Source organism: Burkholderia sp. Se-20373, assembly GCF_017104705.1.
Taxonomy (GTDB): Bacteria; Pseudomonadota; Gammaproteobacteria; order Burkholderiales; family Burkholderiaceae; genus Burkholderia.
The window spans coordinates 100,710-122,433 of sequence record NZ_JAAGPH010000005.1 but is presented as its reverse complement, the minus strand read 5'-3'; the positions used below and the strand labels follow the sequence as shown (position 1 = coordinate 122,433).

The following is a 21,724-nucleotide window of genomic DNA, read 5'->3' as shown; positions in this document are numbered from 1 at the left end:
TACCCGTCATGCTCGCCGCGCGATGCGCCACGCGCGAGGGCTGAGGCCGACGATCTGACGAAACATCGTCGCAGCGTGTAGTTGTCCACGATTGTGAGCGTGCGCAAGCGCCGACCATCAAACAGCGCATCAGCGACGAAGTCCATACTCCAGATTTCGTTGATTGCGCTCACTGACTGCTTTGGCTGTCGGCGCCGAGCCGACTTGTTCCGTCGAGGTCGTTTGTGGCGCAATGAAAGCCCCAGTTCCCGATACACGCGCTCGACGCGTTTATGGTTGTCTCGCCAGCATTCCCGGCGAAGCATCACGGACCAGTTGCTTGATTAACCCCGGGTCCAGGTTCAAGCCCTTGCCCGGTTCAATCGTCACTTCTTCCTTGCGTTTGCGTGGCATAAAGTGGCGCCTTGGTCATCAGTTTATGCCTCACACACAAAGATTCGGATAGGCTCATTGCCAGCGATCAACAACGGCAACTCGCCCAGTCATCGACCGATGCAGTCGCGGTCGACGGCGTACCCATTGATATTCCATGGACGAAGTCCAGTTATTCCTCACCCGAGTCGCTGCCTGCATTTATGCCGGTAGCGTCGGCGCCTCTGCACTCACCCCACCGCGATTACCAGAGTCGTTGATGGTAATCGCGTTGCATGTGCGCCTGCCCAATGGCGTCGAATTGATTCGTCGAGCCTTGCCCACGGAGCCTGCTTGCGATGCAAGCGATCAATATTCTTCATAGTTGCCCCGCCGCACTTGATAGACTCCACATTCCCAATCTGCCGAGTTTAGATGCCAGCTGCAGCCGTGCAGAGCGCCAGTCCGTTAATGCTTGAATGCGCTGCTTCTTCGCGTTGGCCAACGCGGACTGCGCATTGAGCAATTCAAGAATGCTGCCTACACCAATCTGGTATCGCCGCTGCGCGGCCTCGTACGAATGCTGTGCAAGTATCAACAAGTTCGCACTATTGTCGAGGTTTTTCGTCGCGCCCCGCAGGGACTGGTAAGCGTTCCACACATCCAACCTGACCTGCTGTCGCGCCTCGGCAAGTATGTCGATCTGTAGTTCTGTTTGCGCGTCAGCCTGACGCACCTGATAGGTTCGCGCAAAACCCTCGAAAATCGGAATCGTCACTTGAAAGCCGAGATACCACTCACGGTGCGTTGCCGGAAATACCGGAAAGCCGAGCTGCAAACTCGTCGGCTGATTGTTAAAGCTGTACTGCGCCACCAGATTCAGGCGCGGTAGCCCTTCGGCCCGTGTCTGCGCCGCTTTGGCCCGTGCGGCTTCCACTTGCGCCACCGCCGCCGAGATGCCCGGATAGTGCTGCTGCGCGTCCTCGATCAGTGCTGCCACCGAATCGCCAAATTCGTGATCGGGTTTCACGCCGTCGCTGACATCTGGTAGCGTGATCAGCGTCGCCGGGTCAAGGTTCATATCGGATGCGAGCATACCAACGGCACTTGCCCAGTCACTTTCCGCCTTCGTGCGATTCACGATGGCTTCCGCATAGGCTGTCTGCGCCTGCAACTGATCGCTGATCGCGGCGACCCCCCGATCGGTACGCGCGGTCGCTGCGTTGGCACTGGACTTGGCGGTATATTCGACCTCGCGGGCTGCCGTGAGCGTCCCCTGCGCAGCCTGCGCCGCATAAAAATCCTTGGCAACCGTCCCGAACACCGTTTGCAGTGCCACGAGTTGGTTGGCTTGCGCGGCCGCCAGCAGTTGGTTCGCGTTGCGCAGTGCGGCCGCGCGGCCGCCGAAATCGTACAGTACCCAACTGAGCGATACGCTCGCGTTATGCAAATTCTTGCCGTAGTTCGAATCGTACTGTGGGTAGCCTGTCACATGATTGCGCGCAACGTCACGCGTACCCTGCCAGTTGCCGTTAATGGTCGGCAGGAAGCCGGCCCGGCCGACACCAACGGCCGCCGCCTGAATCTTGACGTTCGCCCAAGCTTGCCGGGTTTTTGGATGGTTACAGAGCGCGCGTTCGACAGCATCCTGCAACCTCAGCGGTGTTGGTAGGTCGCCGAACGTGCACACGCTTTCGGCCTCGCCAAGGAGGTTGACAACAGGTGTCGCCGGCACCGCACGATTCGTCAGTAACGGATCGAAGGCCCATGCTACCGTTGCACCCGTCGTCATCCCAGTAATAAAAAGGGCTATCGCAATCAAGCGTCGATTAACGTTCACGCAGGCTCTCCTGGCCGGTCTGGATAACCGGATCGAGGAAGTAATGCGCGACGCTGCGTTTACCAGTCTTGATCTCGGCAGATACCGTCATTCCGGGCGTCAGGTTGATCCACGTATCGTTGGCACGTATCCGGTTCGCCGCCAAGCGAATCCGAACTGGGAACGTCAACCCGCGCTTCCGATCCGCTACCGCGTCGTTAGAGACGGTTTCGACGGTACCGTGCAGAAACCCGTAGCGGGTGTACGGAAACGCCTCGATCTTGACGACAGCAGGTTGCCCGACCTTCACAAAGCCAATGTCCTTGTTCTCGATGTCCGCTTCAACTTCGAGCGCATCGTCCGGTACGATTTCCATCACGGGAGAAGCTGCCGTCGCGACGCCGCCCAGAGTGTGGATCTTGAGTTGCTGCACGGTACCGGCCACCGGCGCAGTCAGGCTCAGTAACTTCTGTCTCGTATCGGCTTTTGTTTCGTCGTTGCGGCTCTGCACCAGTTGCTGGTTCGCCTTGTCCAACGCATCGAGCTGCTGGCGGCGGTATTCGGACGTCAGCGCCGATACCTCGGCGCGCTGCTGGGCGATCGCGGCCGTGAGTTCCAGCGCACGGCTGCGTTGTGCCGCCAACTCATGCTCCTGGTTCAGCGCGGTCTGCTCCTTGTCCAAATAGTCAGTGCGCGCGACGTATTTCTCATCAACCAGCGACGCGTAGTCGTTCGCCTGCCGGCGGGCCAGGGGCGCAATCGCCTCCAGTTTTCCGATTTGCTGTCGCGTGGTGCCGAGTTCGGCCTCACGTTTCATCAATTCAGCCTGTGCGCCGTTCAGCTTGTCACGGTACGCGAAATAGATACCATCAGCGAAGTGTTGCGCTTCGAGCTGCTGCGCGTCGCTCGCGTCATCCACCTTCACCAACGTTGGCGATGTGCCCGCACTCTGGGCCAGCAACAGCGCGCGGCTGCGCTCAGCAGTCAGTGCCGCATCAAGGCGGCTCTGGCGGGCCTTGTCTGCGTCGGCCGCCGCCTGCGTCGTGTCGAGCTCCATCAGCAACTGGCCTGCCTGCACGCGTTGCCCGTCGCGCACCAAGATTCGTCGCACAACGCCTGTCAGCGCTGGCTGGATCGTTTTGACCTGCTGCTTGGGGATCAGCTTGCCAGGTGCAACGGCCACGATGTCAAGCTTGCCGATCAGCGCAATCAGCACCACCAAAACCGCCAATGCGACGACGATGCGCATCGTCCACATCGGTAGCGGATGGACGGGCGTCTCGGCCAGTTCAAGGTGCGCGGGCAGGAACGCGCGCTCATGGGCAAGGCGGGGCTTGGTATCGTTCTCGAACCGAACCCGCCAAGCTTCGCGAAAAATGATCCCATACCGGCTCATCAGCGCGGCGAACGCCTTAAATGTTGTGATCATCGGACTATCAGGCGTTTTGCAATGCAATCAGGTGCGCATAGTAGCCGCGCAGTTCGAGCAGAGTTTCGTGTGTTCCCTTCTCGACGATGCGGCCCCGGTCCATCGCAATGATGTGGTTGGCATGGCGCACCGAGCTGAGCCGGTGCGCGATGATGATCACTGTTCGCCCGGCGCACATAGCCTTCATGTTGTTCTGGATGATGTGTTCCGTCTCGAAGTCAAGTGCGCTGGTCGCTTCGTCGAAGATCAGGATGCGCGGATTCGTGACCAGCGCTCGTGCGATCGCGATCCGCTGACGCTGGCCGCCGGATAGATTCGCTCCCTGTTCGCCCACGATTGTGTCGTAGCCTTCAGGCAATTCCGAGATGAAATCGTGCGCGCCGGCCAACTGGGCAGCCCGCATCACCACATCAAGCGACGCGCCCGGATCGGTGACCGCGATGTTCTCGCGAATCGAACGGTTGAATAGCCGGTTCTCCTGTAACACGACGCCAATCTGTCGGCGCAGCCAAGCTGGCTCGGCCAGCGCGAGATCGATGCCATCTATACGTACACGACCTTGCTCGGGCAAATAGAGCCGTTGCAGCAGCTTCGTGAGCGTGCTCTTGCCCGAGCCCGAGCGACCGACGATGCCGACGACCTCGCCAGCCGCAATGTCGAGCGACACATCGTCGAGGATCGTCGGCCCGTCTGGGCGATAGCGAAACCGGATCGACTGAAAACTGATATTACCGCGCACGACCGGCAGCGTTTGACGGCTTTGCGCGAGTTCGGTGCGAGAGTTCAGGATGTCACCGAGCCGGCTCATCGAGATGCCGACCTGCTGGAAATCCTGCCAGAGCTGAGCGAGGCGCAACACGGGCGCGGCCACGTGCTGGGACATCATGTTGAACGCGACCAGTTGGCCAACCGACAGTTTTCCTTCGATTACGAAACGCGCCCCGAGATATAGCGTGACCAACGAAACAAGCTTGCCAACTAATTGGATCAGTTGTTGGCCGACGTTACCGAGCGCCGTGACGCGGAAACTGGCTGCAACATAACCCGCCAGTTGATTGTCCCAGCGGCGGGTGAACTGCGGCTCGATCGCCATCGACTTGACGGTTTCGACACCGGACACGGTCTCGACCAGGAAGGACTGGTTGTCCGCCGTGCGAGCGAATTTCTCGTCGAGCCGCTTGCGCAGGATTGGCGTGATCAGCATGGAAATAGCCGCGTAGACCGGCAGCGAGACGACCACAACCAGCGTCAGCCAGACGCTGTACACGCACATCACGCTCAGAAAGATGATCGAAAAGAACAGATCGATGACGGCTGTCAGCGCCTGTCCGGTCAGGAAGCTACGAATATTCTCCAATTCGCGCACGCGGGCAACCGTGTCGCCTACGCGTCGTACGCCGAAGTACGCGAGCGGCAGCGTTAGCAGGTGCCGGAACAACCGTGCGCCGAGTTCGACGTCGATGCGGCTCGCGGTATGGGCGAACACGTAATTGCGCACGCCAGACAATAGGATTTCGAAAAGGCCGCTGACCAGCAGTGCGACGCAAACGACGTTCAGCGTGTCAAATGCGCGGTTGACCAGCACCTTGTCCATCACTACTTGAAACATCAGTGGCGAGACTAGAGCGAATACCTGCAACGCCGCCGACACCAGTAGCACCTCAAGCAAGATACGGCGGTATTTGACGACAGCCGGCACGAACCAAGAGAAATCGAAATGTGCGAGCGCGCCGGCCAGCGATGCGCGCGAGGTCAGCAACAGCAACTGGCCGTCGGTTCGCGCCATCACATCCGCCGGCGAGATGATCTCCGTTTGCGTGACACCCGCCTCGACAATCAGCGCCTTTTCGGCGTCACTCGCAGCCAGTACAAAGTGCCGGCCTGACTCGTCCAGCATGAGCGCCGGCTTGGGCGTCTCAATCAGCCGATCGACCGTTACGCGTACGCGCCGCACCTTCAAGCCGAGCGAACGCGCGGCCAGTTCAAGGTCGTTGACCGATAGTTGATCGGCTTGCACGGCTGCCGCATGCCAAAGTTGCTCAGCATTCGCTGCAATGCCGTAATACTGGGCAATCACGACCAGTGCGATCAACCCTGGATCGTTAATCTGCCCTCGTTCGGGCACAGTTTCATTCATCTCAATACCATCGATTCACGCACAAACCGCCCGCAATAACATGTTACGGGCGGTTCACCGAAACTCAATTCGTCAATACAAGTTGGCGGCAAGCATGGGTTGCGATAGGCGTCTGTCAAGGTGGAAAACCTATCGTACCCGCTACAGACACAGAAAATGCCAGTTCGAATCAAAATGCGACGTATGGTGCCGATCCGCCAATTTCAATCCTATCAATCCGAAATTAATCGCGGGCTAGTAAAAGTACGGTAGGCCGATGTCGGGCCAATCGGCATCGCCGAATATTCCGGAAATCGGACCGCGCTTACCGCGCCGTGGTTCGCTGGCCAAACGTTGCCCAGAATGGAAGCTGCTTGATGTACCCCAGGCGCGCGACGGTCGCTGCCTGCCACTGCCCGGGGTTTCGATCAATGTTCCTATGTGACTGCGACCTAGGCCCCGTTCGTCAACGCAGCGGATTGCTTGCTAATACCGGATTCGGCTGTCCGGCTGCGTCCGGAGTTAGCATCACCTGGCCCGCACCCTGAGGTGCACCAAAACTCGACATCGCCTGAATCAGCGAAGCAACCTGCTTGTCGGTCTGACTCGGCGCGCTATACACCCCCCGAATCGCGTGGACATCCGTCGCATCTAGCGTCCGATTGCCAGCCGTCAAGTCGTAATTCATGATCGAGTGGAAATCCGCGCTGTCCGCCAAGCCCAACGCGTGCCCGATCTCGTGTAACACGACTTGCTCGAACGTCGCGTCAGTACCCGCATAAGTAAGTTGTCCATCCTCGCCAGAGGTCAGCGCATTCTGATTTGGAGATTCGAGCTGAATCCTAACGCCCGGCGCAAACACTCCGTGATCGGCCTGATAGAGCGTAAAACCGACCGCTCCTGTTTGCGCCGTATCAAGGTTGGCCCAGCCTAAACGAATATCCGCCGTCGACGACGTCTCAACCTCTTCGAATTTCAGACCCGAGGCCGCTGCCCATGTCGAGAATGCGCTCTTGACAGCCTGTGCTTCCGTCGAACTAAATGCCCCGTTGGCCGAATCCAGACTCCACGTCACGGTTCGCATACTCCAACGCGCACCTTCTAGAACACTCGATAATGCCCCACCCGATTCCCCCGCACGCGCAACGTCCGCTGCCTGCGCAATACCCTGTGCAACGGCAACGGGATCGGCGCCAAGGGCTTGCTCGAGTTGCACGACATCAGGAGCGCCACTCTCAAGCTTGGCTTTAATGATTGAGCGCACACCGGAAAATCCGGGGGCTGCGCCCGTAGAAGGCGGAACGCCAACTTCTGTCGGACGAAGATAAACGGGTGTAACTGGATCAACAAGCGGCACCCAATTCCCGAATCCGTCCGGAATCGATACGACACCACCCGGACTACCGCCACTGTTGGGCGGCATTGTTGACGGATTCGGCGGGTAAAGATCACGCAATGGATTGGGCGGCAGCAACGGGAGAAAGGCATCTGGCCCCGGCCCAACTGTTCCATTCGGTGACACTTGCGCTCCAACCGGAACATACACCCCATGATTCGGATATGTACTCATGGACGGTGGCTTTGGGGGTTGAAATACCGTTACTGGTCGAGTTGGTGCAGGCCCCCAATGGAGGCCTCCTGAAGGCGGTGCCGACGGATTAACTGTGTAGGAACTCCCGTCCGGATTAAACGTTGTTATAACGTAAATTCCATTTTCATTGTTCCCTTGAGTCCGAGTCAGATTGCCTGCGCCATCATAGAACGATTGTTTTGCCAAACTACCATCGCCATTGAAATTGTCTTTTTGACTGAGCACACCCCTAGCATCAAAACGATCCGTTTCGAAAATTTTATTGGCTCGATTGTACAAATCTGTCGTTTGCACTGTGCCATCGGTACGATACTGAGTGCGCGCAACCAATACACCGTCGTAGGTATATGCCTCAACCGTCGAAGACCCGTCAGGCTTGACATTTTGAATGGTATTCCCCCCCGGATACTGCACCGTTACCCTGCGCCCGCCGTCGCCGAGATATTCGAAGTGCGACACCTTAGGCTGCCCACTAGTCCAATCCGTAATTTGAATGACTTGTCCGGTAGCGTTGGTTTCGGTGGTTACCTCGGTGTTGTTGCTTGTGTTGAAAACTGTCGTTTTCACCCCACCGTTGGCACCGTTCTCGATATTCTTAGTTTCCACACCGTTCGCATCAAAATAACTGGCGGAAAGAAGCTTTCCGGTATCCTTTGCAAACTGTTGCTCAATCCGACTTCCGTCTGCGCCATAAGAAATAACCACATTAGTCGAAGATCCCAGCCCCCAAGCTGTTGTACTAACTTTCCGTCCACTTGAGTCATAGACTGTCGAAGAGTGCGAACCAACAACGCCTGATGGCAAAAACCTTGTTTCATCAGTAGGACGTCCTGAGGTGTCGCTGATAACAGTAACAATGGCAGGCGCGCCGTCGATGGTACGCGAGGCCATTAGTTCGAAGCCAGAATTGTTCGCGTTGATTCCATAGAGCCCTTCATTTGACCAGGCGATCAAACTACCGTCTTGCAGAGTCGCAACACTGGCCGACGCCAAATCTCCATGGATAGCCAACCAAGATGCCGGAATCCGAGACACGTCCGCAACAGTCGTCTTTAGCCCCATCTGGGCCGCTACCGTCATCCAGTAAGAACTGGGATTTTGACCCGATTGTTTTGCATATGCTTCCCAAGCGGGACGTCCGGCTACGAGCGTATCGAGAACCGAGTAGGTGTTGACTGTCCCTGGCGCAACCGCCGACAGACTGGCTCGCAACCCACCCAGAAGTACCGACGTACCAATATCAGAAGAGCTAGGAACCGAGGTCAGCCAGTCAGCTGGGCGTGCCGCACCATTGGCCTGAAACGCCAAAAATTGAACCGCATTGGCCATAACACCCAACTTTTGGCCAAAACTCTGCGTGGTAGCATCAAAATTATTGGTCAGACGGCCCCACACCAACAAACGGCCAAGCGATCCCATGTCCGTTTTGTATGTAGCCAGCAATTGCCGCTGATCAGGTGTCAGGCTGTTGACATCTACTGAATTCAATGCATCACGCAGCGCCGCACCAAATGCGTTGACCTTGGCCGTGTATGCATCAAAGTTGCTATAGGGTGCCGACAAAGCCGACAGCTTGGCTGAACTGCCGGCCAATGCGAGTGATGTTGATGAGACATTTTCCAGGGCACTGGCCAACGCCGTCAAACCGCGGTCCCGTAGCGCAGCTGCTGTGCCGAGCACCTTAATATCTGCCGGATTGCCATTTCCATCCGTCGTCGTGATCGCTGTCAACAAACTATTTACATCACGACTAAACGTTTGCTTGAAAACTAGTTGTTGACTGGTGCTGTACTGTTCGACGGCGATAACCGCTTGCGAAGCGTCAAATCGTACCGTCTTGCTTTCGCCGTTCACATACTGAATCGTAGCTGATTGCGGTGTCCCTCCAGACGGGCTGTAGATAAAATTGACGCCCGACGTTTCCGGTAACTGGACACCTTGAGCTCCCGTTGAGCCTGATGTCGACGCTAGGTCGAAATAACCTCGCATTAAGCTCGGATTGTTGGAATAATAATGGAAGAAGTTGACAAACTTTTCCTCTCCATCTGGATTATCCTTGATCTTTACCGCAGGAAACGAATCCATCATGGGGCCAACCGTGTGCGCCAGCTTAGCCAGGATTTGAGATGGATCCGTTGCTCCCGCCGCCTTTTCGGAGGCGTATGCTGCATCAAGTGCCGATTGAAGTTTCCCCCCGGATACTTCATCGCCCGACAATGAAATACGAATTCCATTTGGATTACTGCTTGATTTCGTGTTCGCCTGAATTTGCTGCTGGACCGCATAATTATTGGCAAGCGATTCAGATTCGGTAGTAATTCCAACCAATCCAGCAATTATTCCATCGTCTTTCCCTCCCGGGAAAGCAGTCATCGCACCATAAGTTTGCTTATCGTTATGATAATTTACGACGTGCCCCATTTCATAGCTCAGTTTCTCTATGAAAAAACCCGCACTTCCGCCAACAATATTTGATCCAAGTTGAATTTGAAGAATCACCCCACCGTTATGACCCGCTAAAGGCACGGTCTGCGAGCTATCTGGATTATTTCCCTCGGAGCCACGAAGCACACCGATCGGCAACGCAGTCCCATTCTCGATCGATTTTTGATAATCGATTAATTGTTGAACCAAGAGTGGACTTGCGTTTATCAGACCCAACTCCTCTGAGGTTGGGGGCTTCACGAATTGCCAGAGTGTTTCTTGCCCAGTAATCTTCAAAGATTCATTAGCCACAGAATTTCCCTATTTCACACGTTTGACTTGATGAAATCCAACGTAAATTAGACATTGCGGTTTTTGCGACGTTGAAGCCATTTCCAAAGTTATGCCACCAACATTTGGTGACGTATAGCTCATCTCAAAAACACCCCTGTCAAGAGAGTAGCTTCCGTCTTTAAAAAATCTCTTTACATTGTCTTCAGAGATGCAAATCTTGCTTTGATCGAATCGAGCACGAGAAAAAATCTCAACCTCCCCATCCTGCTTAAACTCCTTTCGATACGGCCTGTCGCACCAACTCCTTATCCCATCATAAGAAGAAAAATACCAAGGGATTTTTGAGAAGTAAAAATATTGCCCAACTCCACTTCTGTATGTTTTATCCGATGACAATCCACACGGCGCGTCAGGAATTCGAACTTCACCGACTCCATCTCCTTTCATAACAACGCCCAATTTTTCGGAATAAAACTTCACGTCCCCAAGATCACCGTGATCGACAATGGCGAGAATATTTTTCAGAACGTCGTCAGCTGTTGTCGGAGGTGCAACATCTTTGCCCCCAAATTCAACCTCTGCGTTCGCGTAAAATATCGGCAAGCAGAAACAAAAAATCAACATCACTTTTTGCAAGTGGTTCCTCAATCTACTTTCCCCCACTCTCATTGGCATCCCCATCCCTTCAAATCGAAGCCAGCCTAAACATGGTCGGAAATAGCCAAGCCCACGTCTTACAAACAATCACAAGACTTTCTCACCAGATCGCACTTGGCTGCACGCCTGTCGGAAGATAATCCGTCAACCATGCTTGCCCATAGAACGAGCGCATGTGTCCGCCTTGATGGCTCACAAAATCACTCAATTGAAGGTTAACTACGCCTCGCGGACAAGACCGATAGTTAGATTGCTCACACGCCGCCTGATAATCCTGCAGCGCCTTTTGGTATTCGTTGAAATATATTCCAAACAATGAGGCCAAATCCGGAACATTTGGTCCATCCCAAGCGACCGCAAACACTGTGTTGTATTGGTCGATATATTCCCGCAAGACGGTTCCACCGATCAAATTTGTCTGTCTAACTGAATAACTGGAATTATTTGTCGTTGAATACGTTTCCCCGGATGCAGGAAGCCGGGGAGCCGCTCCGAGTTCCGCGCGCACCGGACTCGATAACGCAAAAAGAATTGCGGAGAGAGAGATAAATCCTGCAAGGATAGAGATTCGCTTTTTCATTCCCCGATTTCCAATGATAAGTGCTGCTGGTGTAAAAATAATCGTTCTCGCCCGAAAAGCTGTCGCGCATTAACGACAAAATACGCAATGTCGTTTTCTCACAGAAATTCACTCACATACGCAGCGAAAGTCATTCTCAGAGTAATTCTGCGCTGAATTTTCTATTACATCGAGAGCTGCTATTTATTGGTTGATGCCAGACTACAGTTCCTTCGGCTTTGAAGCTGCAGTCAACCGAATGAACTCTTGTCAAGAGGAATAAGGCTCACTTCGCGTATATTGAAAATTGATAAGCCTTGCACCTTTCCTAACTCAACCGAGCGAATGGTCATTTGAGGATTTCGCTACATGATCAACGGGACGAATTGCGTAGAAATGTTTCAAAAAATTTCCAAGGCGACCACGATGTTTCAAAACATTACCATATATTTGTCTGATGATACAACTTTGGCTATGAAATTGACACCCCCTATTATTTCTATTTTCGACACAATGCAGGTCATAACAGCAGATTTGATGCAATCGTCACGTGCACACTCAAATGGTGCACGGAGATGCAAGTGCAACGCCGGACACAGCATCACACTAAGGGCGCCGAAACCGTCGAATGCAGGAATTCGTAAGCCGAGCAGTATTTCAGGCGCGATGGGGTTCTCGTTGTACTGCTCGAACTCGGTATTCTTGACACCCGGCTTGCAGACGCTCGAGGTTCGATCGCGGAGGTCAAGTATCTGATCGCCGAATTTAAAACCACATCTCACGAAATTTGCGAGACCCAAAGTCTGTAAAGGCAAACCAAGCCAACTGCGCAATACGTGGACCCGGAAACCGGCACCACGTGGAGTGGCAGTGGGCAAGTGATCGCGAGTCGCGACCGTACGGCATTTCTCATCGCTCCCGGCGCCTCATAAATTCTAACTGCCCGTATATTCCGTCGTTGGCACCAATAGACATATGACCTATTTGGCCAAACACATCGTGCTCTCGGTCTAGTTTTTTTAACTACATATCACTTTCTTGAACACAGCCAGCTACGGCCGTTCCACCGATGCACTTTCGCATTGGCGCACCTCGTTCAGGAGACTTTGTGAATCCCACCCTGTACGCCGCCGTGCTGATCGGCCTGGCTCTCATACGCGTCGCGATGTTCGCGCTCGGCTGCTACTGGCTCGCGACCAAGAAGCGACCAACGCCCCCTCAAACCCCAGCGCCCTCTCCCTCGTCGTTTCCTTCGATCGACGAACACGATGAGTGGTAAGCGCAGGCACCGTACCCCGATCATGCTTTGGGCGTCCTTCGTGGATCGACCGCTGCATCGTCGAACCGCGCGCGATCCCTTCATCCGTCGTTCGCATCGCCCGATTTTGACGAACCGCTTTTCGAGCCCGTGTCATACGCACCAGAAACACGTCGCGAGCCGCCGCGCGACTACTTCTTCTATGCACCACACCCTTGGCGGAGGAAGCTGCCTCGCCTCCAGCGGATGCACATGGCTGTCCACATTGCGGCTTGACGCGCATCGACACGCTCAATATCGGCCGACGCGCTGGCAGCACGATCGGCAGCGCCGCTGGTGCAACCGGTGGCGTCGCCGTGGCGTTATCCGGTGCTGAAGCAGGTGCCACCGTGGGAGCAATCGGTGGACCGGTAGGTGCAGTGTTCGGGGGACTGGCCGGTGCCGTCATTGCCGGGCTGCTCGGCAGCGCGGCCTGCTCTGTCGCCGGCTCGGCTGTCGGAGGCGTGCTCGACGACAACGTATTCGACAACTACCGGTGTCTGACGTGCGGCCATACCGATCAAGCACGTCGGAAATGATCTCGCGGGCGTCTTTCTCGAGCCAGCCTTCTTCGTTGTGGGTTTTCTCAAGGAAGACCAGCGCCGACGAAAATTCGATCTGGGACGTGGAAAGACCACCGTTTCCACCCCAATAGGCGACCCGATGCACGAAACCGTGGACCGGACGATAGACGGGAACCGCAAACGGGGCCGTGACCCGCTGAATCCGCACTCGAAGATGGCCGCTTCTTAGTCACGGGGATGAACCAATGAGTTTTGAAACTCGGTGTCGTACGCCGACGCCCGATTGGTCAACGGATCGCATCCGAGATAGGTATTGAGTTCATCACGACACCTGAAGTCGATACTTCTTCTCGACGGGACAGCGCTCAAGATCGCACGCCTTTTCGTCGCACAGGCGGCAATTTCGAACCGACGTTAACGAGTCAACCGACATTCGCTCGAGGAGATGCTCGCAAATTCCGACCAATGCAACTTGCATGGCCTCCGGCAGATGATCGGTCAGCGTCCCGATCGCTTTTCGACGTGCATCGAGAACCATGCTGGCAACATCTCTGCCCGCCTGGGTTAGCGACAAAAGCACTGCGCGCCGGTCAGTACCCGAGCTCCGCTCGACGTAGCCATCCTCGACCAATCGCTCAACCAGGCGAACCACCGTGGAGTGAGCGAGCGCGAGTTGCTTCGCCAGCACGTCAATCGTCACGGCCGGGCGCTGGCTTAACAGCACCAGCGCGAAGACCGCGGTCTCACTCAACTCGGAGACTGACACGATCGCCTCCCGGAGCCGATCCATGAGCGCCAACGAAAGCGCGCCGAGTAAATTGTCGAGCCGTTGCTTTTCCATAAAGGTCAAATTAGTATGTGTATGTACGACGCACATATCGTCATTGTACAGAACACAATTCCGTCGTCCGAGACAGTCGGAAAAAATTGCTCGCCGACAATCGGGATAGCGCCGGGGCTGCACTAGCGGAGAGTTTGATGAAGTCGCTCCTCACAACCATACCCACCATCCACGGGCTACCACGGAACGCCCGCTGTTCTGCGCATTCGGGTGCGCCGCCGCGCTTTAGCACTTAACCAGCTTAGCAAATCTTTTACGCCACGAACACTGCCCCGCAGGGCGGTGAGGGGACGTGCTGCCTTTCGCAATGCAATCTGGGGAATTTCATGCAATTGTTTGAGCTGATCGGCACAGCGCCATACCACGAAGGCGAGCATGCTTCGTATGGCCCGGATATTGATGAAACCAACCGCAAACTGTTTGCGTCAACCACCAAGAGCGAGAAGAAAGAAATATTGTTTTCGTGGGCAAAGAAGTACCAGCCGTGCATCCTAGGCCGATTGGGGTCATCCGGAAAACGAGGGATTCAAATCTCGGTCGTCGTCGTTGATGAGCAAGATATCGCGAGGGGAGATGAATACCTCAAGCAGTATCTCAGACGATGCCGACGCGAGTGGAAAGACGAATGCGCGCGCGGCGAGAGCGATGCTGTTCTCTATTTTCTGAACGTAGAGAAGCTGAGCCGCATCCCGCCGTCGGCTCAGCTACTGGAAATCTTCACTCGTTTCTCCGATCTCATCTTTCATGAGTTTGGACCGATTCAGCCAGACGTGATCTACACCGAGGCTGCACCGCTCAAGGTGGACGAGAAACTGTATCTCTTCAAGGCCGGCATCAACTTTTTCCATACAACTGCTCACCTGACCTCCAACCATGATCGCCGCATCCCCGGCGGTGCATTGATATCGATCAATGCGGTCGGTCACTACGCAAACAACCTTGTAAGCAAAGGCGTATTCAAAAACGTCGATGAAGCGGTCGATGACATCCGCAGATTGGCATGGCAGTCGATCGGAAACGGCGGAATCAGCGCACCGAGTGCAGCCACAACGAGTTGGCACAACATCGACCCGAAGAACACCTGCCCATTTGGGCTGCGCCCATCGACGGTCCCCGAAAATTTCTCGATCGCGAACTACACTGCGCGCTACCACACTGACATCCTGATTCCCCGGCGCCTAACGGAAGTGCCGACTGCGCTCGGCGATCCAAGCATCGAGGACTGGAAGTGGTTGACGATCGAATACTTTACCGCGCGACAGTGCGAACTTGGTTCGATCGATTTCGGGATGTTTCACGGATATCCCGTCGACCACGAGGCCATCTACTTCAATCCGTTCCCGCCGATCCGAGCAGTTAACTCGCCGGACCTGATCTACTAACATCCACGAACATGCGATCGAGCAAACAAAAAGGTGTGGCGCTAACCATACTGGCCACGCTCTGTTGGGGGGGGGGGATGGTCCTCAGCAAGCGTAGCCTTCGCGACGTTAACGAAACAACGCTGTTTGCGATTCAGTTGATCGCCGCATGGGGATGCATCCTCCTACTCGTCGTGCTCGGTCGGAAGCTATCCCTACGCGAATGGAAGCACGGGTGGCTCGGCATATTGGAACCCGGCGTGGCGTTCTATCTCGTCTTGATCGGGTTGAGCAAGACGAGCGCAATCAACGCCACAATCCTTCAAGCGATGGAGGGATTAATGATCATTGGGCTCGCCTTCTCCATCTTCCGCGACCGTGTGTCGCCTAACGTATTGCTCTGGGGTTGCCTAGCAACGCTTGGTGCGGTACTCGTAACGACAAAGGAGAGCATCTTCGCAGGCATATCGATCAACTCGGGAGACTGGCTAGTATTGCTCGGCACATTTTTCGCGGCCGCATACGTCACCTTATCCTCGCGAATTGTCAGCGGGAAAAACAGCCCTGAGTCACTCCTCTTGTGGCAGTTGAGCTTCTGCGTGTTGCTCGTTCTGGGATACCTCGCGGGGACAAGCCGCCTTTCGTTCAAACTCGAACAGTTCAATTTCTATTCACTGTCGTCGGGCGCGCTGTCGTACGGACTTTCGTTCTACTTCTATCTACGGGGAATGCGATATATACCCACAAGCTTATCGGCCATTCTGCTATGCCTAACCCCGATATTCGGTGCGTCAATGTCGGTGCTGTTTCTCTCCGAGACCATCAGCTTCCAGAATTTCATAGGTTTTCTGATGATCCTTGCCTCTTCTATCGCCATCACACGCAGCTCGGGCACAGTCGAGCCTCATCCAGCAAAGGCGTAGTGGGTGGAGAATTCTCAAACGTAATACTTTATTGGTAAAGATTGCAATCGGGCTTAAGTTGGCTACGCTCTTCACGGGAAAGACCGCCAACAATAAATCGGCGAGCATCTCGCGCGGTAGGCGTCTGAGGTTGGCGTCTTTATTTTCCGCCAGTTGCTGCCCCGCCTTAAAATCACTGCAGATTCCCGATGCGCTGGTCAGATCGACGCCCTTGAGAGCTAGGCAATGAACGTGAACACCCATTTTGGCCAGTTGCTCGACAGTCGCGAGCACGTCAGTTGTATCGCGGACCAGTCGATCCAGCTTGGTAACGACGAGCGTATGCCGATGAAGAAGAAAAGGTAAACTGTCGCGCGTCAGGCAGCGGCAGCGGCCCGCGGGCCGCTGCCTGAACTGCCCAAGGAACTGCTGGACCAACTGGTCAAGGGGCCGATGACGCCGACCGAGGTCCAGGATCTGATGTTGGCGTTCAACAAAGCGATCACCGAACGCGCAATGGACGCCGAGATGAATCTGCACCTGGCTACCCGTCGGGCCAGTCCAAGCCGGCCGGGCAAGCCAACGAGCGCAACGGCGCGAGCGGCAAGACGGTCATCACCGATCGCGGCCCGCGTCGACGTCCCGCGTGATCGCGGCGGCAGCTTCGAGCCGATCCTGATTCCCAAGCGTGAGCGCCGCTTTACTGGCTTTGACGAACGCATCATCGCGATGTACGCCCGCGGCATGAGCGTGCGCGAGATTCAGGCATTTCTGGCCGAGAGCTACGGCACCGAAGTGTCTCCCGACTTCATCAGTTCGGTCACCGACGAGGTGATGGCCGAGGCGTTGAGCTGGCAAAGCCTACCGCTTGAGACGATGTATCCGGTGGTGTTCTTCGATGCGCTGCGGGTCAAGGTCCACGACGACGGCGTGGTCAACCGTGGACTCACGTCGCTGACAGCTCGGTATCGCACTTCCGGCGGCCTACCCAGCGCGAGCAGGAAGAGATGTTCGTGCTCGGAGTCGGTCAGCATCAGCGCGCTGGCAATGTGTTCCAGCACGCTGGCGGACGGTGCCCCGCCGCGTCCCTGTTCCAGCCATGTGTACCACGTCGGGCTGATATTCGCGCGTTGGGCCACTTCTTCGCGGCGCGGGCCAGGCGTTCGGCGGCGCCCCGAAAAACCGTAGCTCGCGGCGTCAAGCCGGGTGCGGCGGCTCTTCAGGAGCTCGCCGAGCGATCTTGGCAAACTGACGGGTATGGGTATCCTGTTACCGCTTTTATCATGATAATGTCACTACTTTAACGGAATAAGAAATCGACAGATAGTGCGCAGGTCAACACCAGACGGGAGTCAGTAATGCGCATTTTCTTGACGGGCGCGACCGGATTCATCGGCTCGGCCCTTGTTCCTGAACTGATTCGCGCCGGGCACGAGGTCATCGGGATGACCCGGTCCGACGCCGGTGCACGAGCCCTCCGGCAGGCCGGCGCCGAGCCGCACCATGGCACGCTTGAAGACGTGGACAGCCTCAAACGCGGCGCCGCGAACGTCGACGCTGTGATCCACCTCGCGTTCGATCACGACTTCTCACGCTTCCAGGAAAACTGTGAGAAGGACAAGCGCGCGATCGACGCGCTCGGTTCCGTGTTGCGCGGCTCGGACCGGCCACTTCTCGTCACCTCGGGCACCGGCGTCGGCAGCGGCGCGCACGGCGAACTCGCGCGTGAAGACGTGTTCAACGTGAGCCATCCCAATCCGCGCATCGGCTCGGAACTCGCGGGACAGGCGCTGCTCGACGCCGGAGTCAACGCGTCCGTGCTGCGCCTGCCGCAGGTCCACGACGCGCACAAGCAGGGACTGGTCACGCCGCTGATCGCGATCGCTCGTGAAAAAGGCGCTGTCGCATATGTCGGCGAAGGGCGCAACCGTTGGCCCGCGGGCCACCTATCCGACGTCGTGCGGCTTTACCGGCTCGCGATCGAAAACGCGGAACCGGGTGCGCGATATCACGCGGTGGGCGAAGAAGGCATCCGCAGCCGCGACATTGCGGAAGCGCTCGGCCGAGGCCTCGGCCTGCCCGTCGTGTCCATCGCTGCTGGAGGGGCGCAAGCCCACTTCGGCTGGATGGGCATGTTCGCCGGAATGGACATGCCTGCCTCCAGCGCCCTGACGCAGGCGCGTCTCAGCTGGAGACCGACTGGGCCATCGCTTCTGTCTGATCTGGCGCAGGCGCAGTACGCCTGAGTCGTACGACGCATCCAGCCACGTTGCGAGAACGTCAAGCGGGCACGAAAACCTCGCGGCCTTCGCCCGCTTACTCGTTCCAGCGGTGCGCCAAGTCTGGGAACGGCACGGCCCGTGTCGCCCTCCGCTGCCGCATTCAGCACTGCGTCGCTCAACAGCCGTCACCAGCAAGAAGCCGTTCCCGTCGCATTGCACATGATGTCGGCTTTCTGCTCAAGCGTCGAGTGGACGTCGACGACCGCCTCGTGACGAAAAGCGGTTTGTAATCTCATCGGGCGCGGCTGCTAGCCAACCGCGCCTGCGCATCTATTGGGCTCGAACTACCTGATCAAAGAGATCGGCATTCGTCACTTTGTTCCAGGCTGCCACGAAGTCCGTGACGAACTGCTCCTGCGCGTCGCACAGCAATTGCTCTTGCCGCACCGCACACCAAAGCGAACCTAACGCCACGGCGGCAAGCAGCACTTGCAGACACTGAAACCACATGATGGTCTGCTGCGGTTGCGTCCACCACGCGGACTTTGCGCGCGAACCGCACAAGGAACGCTGGATCTGTGTGACCTTGCTCGTTTGCTCGGCGAAGCACCGATCCCCGAGCGAACCTTCCTGGATGGATTTACGTTTGAAGGCGTACTGCGGGCAGTGCTATTAGTGGAAAACCGAGGCGCCTGGCGCGATCTTCCTGAACTGGATGGACGGCTCATCGCGCATGTCCCAGGCTGGGACGCTACTACTGTCGTGCACTTACTTGCCCGGGTGGATCCCGAGACGCCGATTGTTCATTTTGGCGACCTCGATCCCAATGGCGTACGCATCCTTTTGAGACTACGAGACCATCGCCCGAACCTGAAATGGTTCATACCCGACTTTGGGACCGAGTGTGTTGAGCCTAGAAACTGGACTTAAGCGAAGCGCCAAAACTCGTAAAGAATCGGGCTCGGAAGCGCCTTTGGTTGGAACAGGAACCCCTGGTGGTCGACAGTAGAATACCCGTTGCGCTGGCGAACTGCGCCAATGACCGGTAGACCGCCCCGGCAAGTCAGCAAAAATTGCAGGGGCAATAGTCACCAGCTAGGTAAGCCGATTCACGTTCAGTGGAAAGAAAGGCTGCTATGTGACAGCCCTCTATTATTCAGCGCACTTGCTGGAGTTGACCCTGTAATCCCGGACACAGCGTCACACTAAGGTTGCTGAATCCATTGAGCGCCGGAACTCGCGAGGCGAGCGGTATTTCAGCGCGCTATGGGGATGCTTCTCGTTGTAATGCTCGAACGCGATGGCCAAGTTGCGTGCAGCAGTCGCTGCGTCCGGCTTCGGCATGAAGGCAACGTAGTCGCGCTTCATCGTCTTCACGAAGCTCTCGGCCATCCCGTTACTTTGCGGGCTACACACCGGCGTGGTCAATGGTTTCAGGCCGATGGCCGCTGTGAACCGGCGCGTTTCGTCGGCCGTGTAGCCCGAACCGTTGTCGCTCAGCCACTCGATTTCGGACGGTGTATGCAATTCGTTGCCAAACCGATTTTCCACTGCGGCCAGCATCACGTCGCGCACGATGTCGCCGCTGTGGCCTGCTGTCGTAGCCGCCCAGCTCATCGCTTCGCGGTCGCAGCAGTCCAGCGCAAACGTCACCCGCAACGGTTCGCCGTTGTCGCAGCGGAACTCGAAGCCATCCGAACACCATCGCTGATTGCTGCGCGCCACGGCCACTTTGCCATCGTGCCGACGTTGCGGCCGAGGCGGAGTTGGACGACGTTGCATCATCAGACCATGAGTTCGCATGATGCGATAGATGCGCTTCGCATTGAACGGCACCCGTCCTGCAGCAATGCGTTCATTGCGCAGCGAGCCCCATACCCGGCGATAGCCATAGCTGGGCAAATCGCCGATGACCCGGCGGATTTCTTCGACTACGCTCGCATCGTCGGTCTGCCGAGATTGACGGCCATCGCGCCACGTCGCCGGACGCGACAGTCGTGCCGATACGTTCGAGCGCGACACGCCGAGAACTTCACAAACCAGTTTCACTGGTCGTCCTCCGGCAGCGAGGGCGAGTGCGCTATCCTTTTTTTGCTCGGCCATACTCGACTGCTTCGCGGAGAATCTCATTCTCAATAGTCTTCTTGCCGAGCATCCGCTGCAGCTCGCGAATCTGCTTAAGTGCATCGGCCAGCTCGGATGCGGGGACCACTTCCTCGTCAGCCTTGACCGCCGACAAGCTCCCGTCCTGGTACAGCTTGCGCCTATGGAACAGCTGGTTCGGGTTCACGCCATGCTGGCGCGCGACCATCGAAACCGACTTCCCCGGTTCGAAGCTCTCCCGCACCATGGCCAGCTTCTGCTCCGCCGTCCAGCGCCGGCGACGCTCCGGGCCCGCCAACACTTCCATCACTTCCTGCCTGGTGTTAGTCAAAAACACAGTCTTATGCCTACCCGCTAGTTTAAGTGAGAGGCTGTGTCCGGTGTTTCAGGGGGCTGTCCAGCCACCTCGCCCACTGTACGCGTTCGATGCAGCGGGTTGCCGTGCAAACGCTCATTCAAATTTTCTCTCCGCAAAAATGTGCAAATGTATCGGAGCAGCAAACTGCTGCCCCCGAGGACGGCGGGGGAAGCCGGATTCGGTTGCGAACGCGCACAACACCATTCGCTGCGCGTCTGACGCATTTATCCTTGAATTAAGGTTCGGACGATTTCGGTGATTTCAGTCATGTCCGGATTGCGACGCCCTGGTCGCGTCAATTCCCGGTGCAGCAATCCGCTCAGCGTGGCGTGAACCACACTGGCAATCGCTGCCGGTTCGCGCTCGCTCGTCAACTGTCCGATCGATATCGCACGATGCACCCAAGCTTCAATGCACTGTTCGGCATGGCACGCGGCCTGACGAACCCGGTCGCAAAAGGCTGCCGTTTCCACTGCGTTTTCACATCGTGTGTACGACAGCGTGTACAAGCGGCGGGACAGTTTCGAACGTGTCGCCATCCGCCAGCACGCACCGAGTGCATCGATCAGCGCGTCGATGTCATGCTCGGCATCGTGTCGCGATGTAATCAGGAAGGGATCCAGCGGAATCGCCGCATCGACGAAGATTGCATCGAGCACGTCGAGCTTGCTCTCGAAGTGCCAGTACACGGCCCCGCGCGTGACGCCGGCCCGGCGGGCGATTTCCTCAAGCGACGCATGCGCGAAGCCATGATCGAAGAACACGCCCTGTGCCGACTCGACGATGATGGCCCGTGTCGCCTGTGCCTGTTCACGGGTTCGTTTTACCATAACGTTTCCGAACGTCCATCCGCATCGGGATGGTTCGCCTGTCACA

15 protein-coding genes and 5 pseudogenes are annotated in these 21,724 nt (G+C 56.6%); 7 read left to right on the top strand and 13 right to left on the bottom strand.

The genetic code is table 11. From position 1 onward, the window contains the following. Positions 1 to 74: 74 nt before the first annotated feature. The 7 genes and pseudogenes from G3N96_RS03085 to G3N96_RS03055 all read right to left on the bottom strand — a co-directional run. A pseudogene (locus G3N96_RS03085) lies at positions 75 to 308 on the bottom strand (IS3 family transposase); the annotation flags it as partial. A 422-nt stretch (positions 309 to 730) separates the two neighbouring features. Then, positions 731 to 2,191, bottom strand: a complete 1,461-nt coding sequence (locus G3N96_RS03080) for a TolC family protein (protein ID WP_206136195.1) — start codon at positions 2,189 to 2,191, stop codon at positions 731 to 733. Next, complete coding sequence (locus G3N96_RS03075) at positions 2,181 to 3,599, bottom strand: HlyD family type I secretion periplasmic adaptor subunit (RefSeq protein ID WP_206136194.1); 1,419 nt, start codon at positions 3,597 to 3,599, stop codon at positions 2,181 to 2,183. The genes G3N96_RS03080 and G3N96_RS03075 overlap by 11 nt, the downstream gene beginning before the upstream one ends. A 7-nt stretch (positions 3,600 to 3,606) precedes the next feature. Next, positions 3,607 to 5,736 (bottom strand): type I secretion system permease/ATPase, encoded by a 2,130-nt coding sequence (locus G3N96_RS03070; protein WP_206136193.1) that lies wholly within the window; start codon positions 5,734 to 5,736, stop codon positions 3,607 to 3,609. 445 nt (positions 5,737 to 6,181) lie between these two features. Continuing rightward, a complete protein-coding gene (locus G3N96_RS39830) occupies positions 6,182 to 10,042 on the bottom strand; it encodes a matrixin family metalloprotease (RefSeq protein ID WP_206136192.1) in 3,861 nt (1,286 codons plus the stop codon). A 9-nt stretch (positions 10,043 to 10,051) separates the two neighbouring features. Further along, on the bottom strand, positions 10,052 to 10,660 hold the full coding sequence (locus tag G3N96_RS03060; protein ID WP_206136191.1) for a hypothetical protein: 609 nt from the start codon (positions 10,658 to 10,660) through the stop codon (positions 10,052 to 10,054). Positions 10,661 to 10,781: 121 nt separating this feature from the next. Further along, positions 10,782 to 11,261: a DUF2844 domain-containing protein gene (locus tag G3N96_RS03055; RefSeq protein ID WP_206136190.1), complete on the bottom strand. Its 480-nt coding sequence runs from the start codon at positions 11,259 to 11,261 to the stop codon at positions 10,782 to 10,784. Between the two features lie 1,087 nt (positions 11,262 to 12,348). On the opposite strand from G3N96_RS03055, the gene G3N96_RS03050 reads away from it, so the two are divergent. Together G3N96_RS03050 and G3N96_RS03045 are read left to right on the top strand one after the other, a co-directional pair. After that, complete coding sequence (locus G3N96_RS03050; RefSeq protein ID WP_206136189.1) at positions 12,349 to 12,519, top strand: hypothetical protein; 171 nt, start codon at positions 12,349 to 12,351, stop codon at positions 12,517 to 12,519. 251 nt (positions 12,520 to 12,770) lie between these two features. Further along, a complete protein-coding gene (locus G3N96_RS03045) occupies positions 12,771 to 13,076 on the top strand; it encodes a complement resistance protein TraT (protein WP_241022446.1) in 306 nt (101 codons plus the stop codon). On the opposite strand, the pseudogene G3N96_RS03040 reads toward G3N96_RS03045, so the two are convergent. Next, positions 13,051 to 13,263, bottom strand: a pseudogene (locus tag G3N96_RS03040) (contractile injection system protein, VgrG/Pvc8 family); the annotation flags it as partial. The gene G3N96_RS03045 and the pseudogene G3N96_RS03040 overlap by 26 nt on opposite strands. A 120-nt stretch (positions 13,264 to 13,383) precedes the next feature. After that, positions 13,384 to 13,902 (bottom strand): MarR family transcriptional regulator, encoded by a 519-nt coding sequence (locus G3N96_RS03035; RefSeq protein WP_206136188.1) that lies wholly within the window; start codon positions 13,900 to 13,902, stop codon positions 13,384 to 13,386. A 326-nt stretch (positions 13,903 to 14,228) separates the two neighbouring features. On the opposite strand from G3N96_RS03035, the gene G3N96_RS03030 reads away from it, so the two are divergent. Both G3N96_RS03030 and G3N96_RS03025 read left to right on the top strand, forming a co-directional pair. Then, a complete protein-coding gene (locus tag G3N96_RS03030) occupies positions 14,229 to 15,284 on the top strand; it encodes a hypothetical protein (protein WP_206136187.1) in 1,056 nt (351 codons plus the stop codon). Between the two features lie 11 nt (positions 15,285 to 15,295). Continuing rightward, positions 15,296 to 16,186, top strand: coding sequence for a DMT family transporter (locus G3N96_RS03025; protein ID WP_206136186.1), 891 nt, complete (start codon positions 15,296 to 15,298; stop codon positions 16,184 to 16,186). 183 nt (positions 16,187 to 16,369) lie between these two features. On the opposite strand, the pseudogene G3N96_RS03020 reads toward G3N96_RS03025, so the two are convergent. After that, a pseudogene (locus tag G3N96_RS03020) lies at positions 16,370 to 16,546 on the bottom strand (recombinase family protein); the annotation flags it as partial. 72 nt (positions 16,547 to 16,618) lie between these two features. Between G3N96_RS03020 and G3N96_RS39070 the strand changes: the two are divergent. Beyond that, positions 16,619 to 17,044: pseudogene (locus tag G3N96_RS39070) on the top strand (transposase); the annotation flags it as partial. A 56-nt stretch (positions 17,045 to 17,100) separates the two neighbouring features. Here G3N96_RS39070 and G3N96_RS39065 read toward each other — a convergent pair. Further along, positions 17,101 to 17,424: pseudogene (locus tag G3N96_RS39065) on the bottom strand (helix-turn-helix transcriptional regulator); the annotation flags it as partial. Between the two features lie 99 nt (positions 17,425 to 17,523). Between G3N96_RS39065 and G3N96_RS03010 the strand changes: the two are divergent. Together G3N96_RS03010 and G3N96_RS03005 are read left to right on the top strand one after the other, a co-directional pair. Next, entirely contained in the window at positions 17,524 to 18,411 is an 888-nt protein-coding gene (locus G3N96_RS03010) for an SDR family oxidoreductase (RefSeq protein ID WP_206136184.1), read from the top strand. A gap of 465 nt (positions 18,412 to 18,876) precedes the next feature. Then, a complete protein-coding gene (locus G3N96_RS03005; RefSeq protein WP_206136183.1) occupies positions 18,877 to 19,317 on the top strand; it encodes a Wadjet anti-phage system protein JetD domain-containing protein in 441 nt (146 codons plus the stop codon). 270 nt (positions 19,318 to 19,587) lie between these two features. Here the strand turns inward: G3N96_RS03005 and G3N96_RS03000 are convergent. Together G3N96_RS03000 and G3N96_RS02995 are read right to left on the bottom strand one after the other, a co-directional pair. After that, a protein-coding gene (locus G3N96_RS03000) for an IS3 family transposase (RefSeq protein ID WP_206136182.1) occupies positions 19,588 to 20,797 on the bottom strand; the annotation gives its coding sequence in 2 pieces (ribosomal slippage) (positions 19,588 to 20,473 and positions 20,472 to 20,797; 1,212 coding nt in all). Between the two features lie 275 nt (positions 20,798 to 21,072). Further along, positions 21,073 to 21,678: a TetR family transcriptional regulator gene (locus tag G3N96_RS02995; RefSeq protein ID WP_206136181.1), complete on the bottom strand. Its 606-nt coding sequence runs from the start codon at positions 21,676 to 21,678 to the stop codon at positions 21,073 to 21,075. Positions 21,679 to 21,724: the final 46 nt, after the last annotated feature.

Coding starts and splice junctions, on each gene's coding strand:
- G3N96_RS03075 (WP_206136194.1), bottom strand. CDS start 3,599: ATGATCACAACATTTAAGGCGTTCGCCGCGCTGATGAGCCGGTATGGG.
- G3N96_RS03030 (WP_206136187.1), top strand. CDS start 14,229: ATGCAATTGTTTGAGCTGATCGGCACAGCGCCATACCACGAAGGCGAG.
- G3N96_RS03010 (WP_206136184.1), top strand. CDS start 17,524: ATGCGCATTTTCTTGACGGGCGCGACCGGATTCATCGGCTCGGCCCTT.
- G3N96_RS03025 (WP_206136186.1), top strand. CDS start 15,296: ATGCGATCGAGCAAACAAAAAGGTGTGGCGCTAACCATACTGGCCACG.
- G3N96_RS03070 (WP_206136193.1), bottom strand. CDS start 5,736: ATGAATGAAACTGTGCCCGAACGAGGGCAGATTAACGATCCAGGGTTG.
- G3N96_RS03055 (WP_206136190.1), bottom strand. CDS start 11,261: ATGAAAAAGCGAATCTCTATCCTTGCAGGATTTATCTCTCTCTCCGCA.
- G3N96_RS03035 (WP_206136188.1), bottom strand. CDS start 13,902: ATGGAAAAGCAACGGCTCGACAATTTACTCGGCGCGCTTTCGTTGGCG.
- G3N96_RS02995 (WP_206136181.1), bottom strand. CDS start 21,678: ATGGTAAAACGAACCCGTGAACAGGCACAGGCGACACGGGCCATCATC.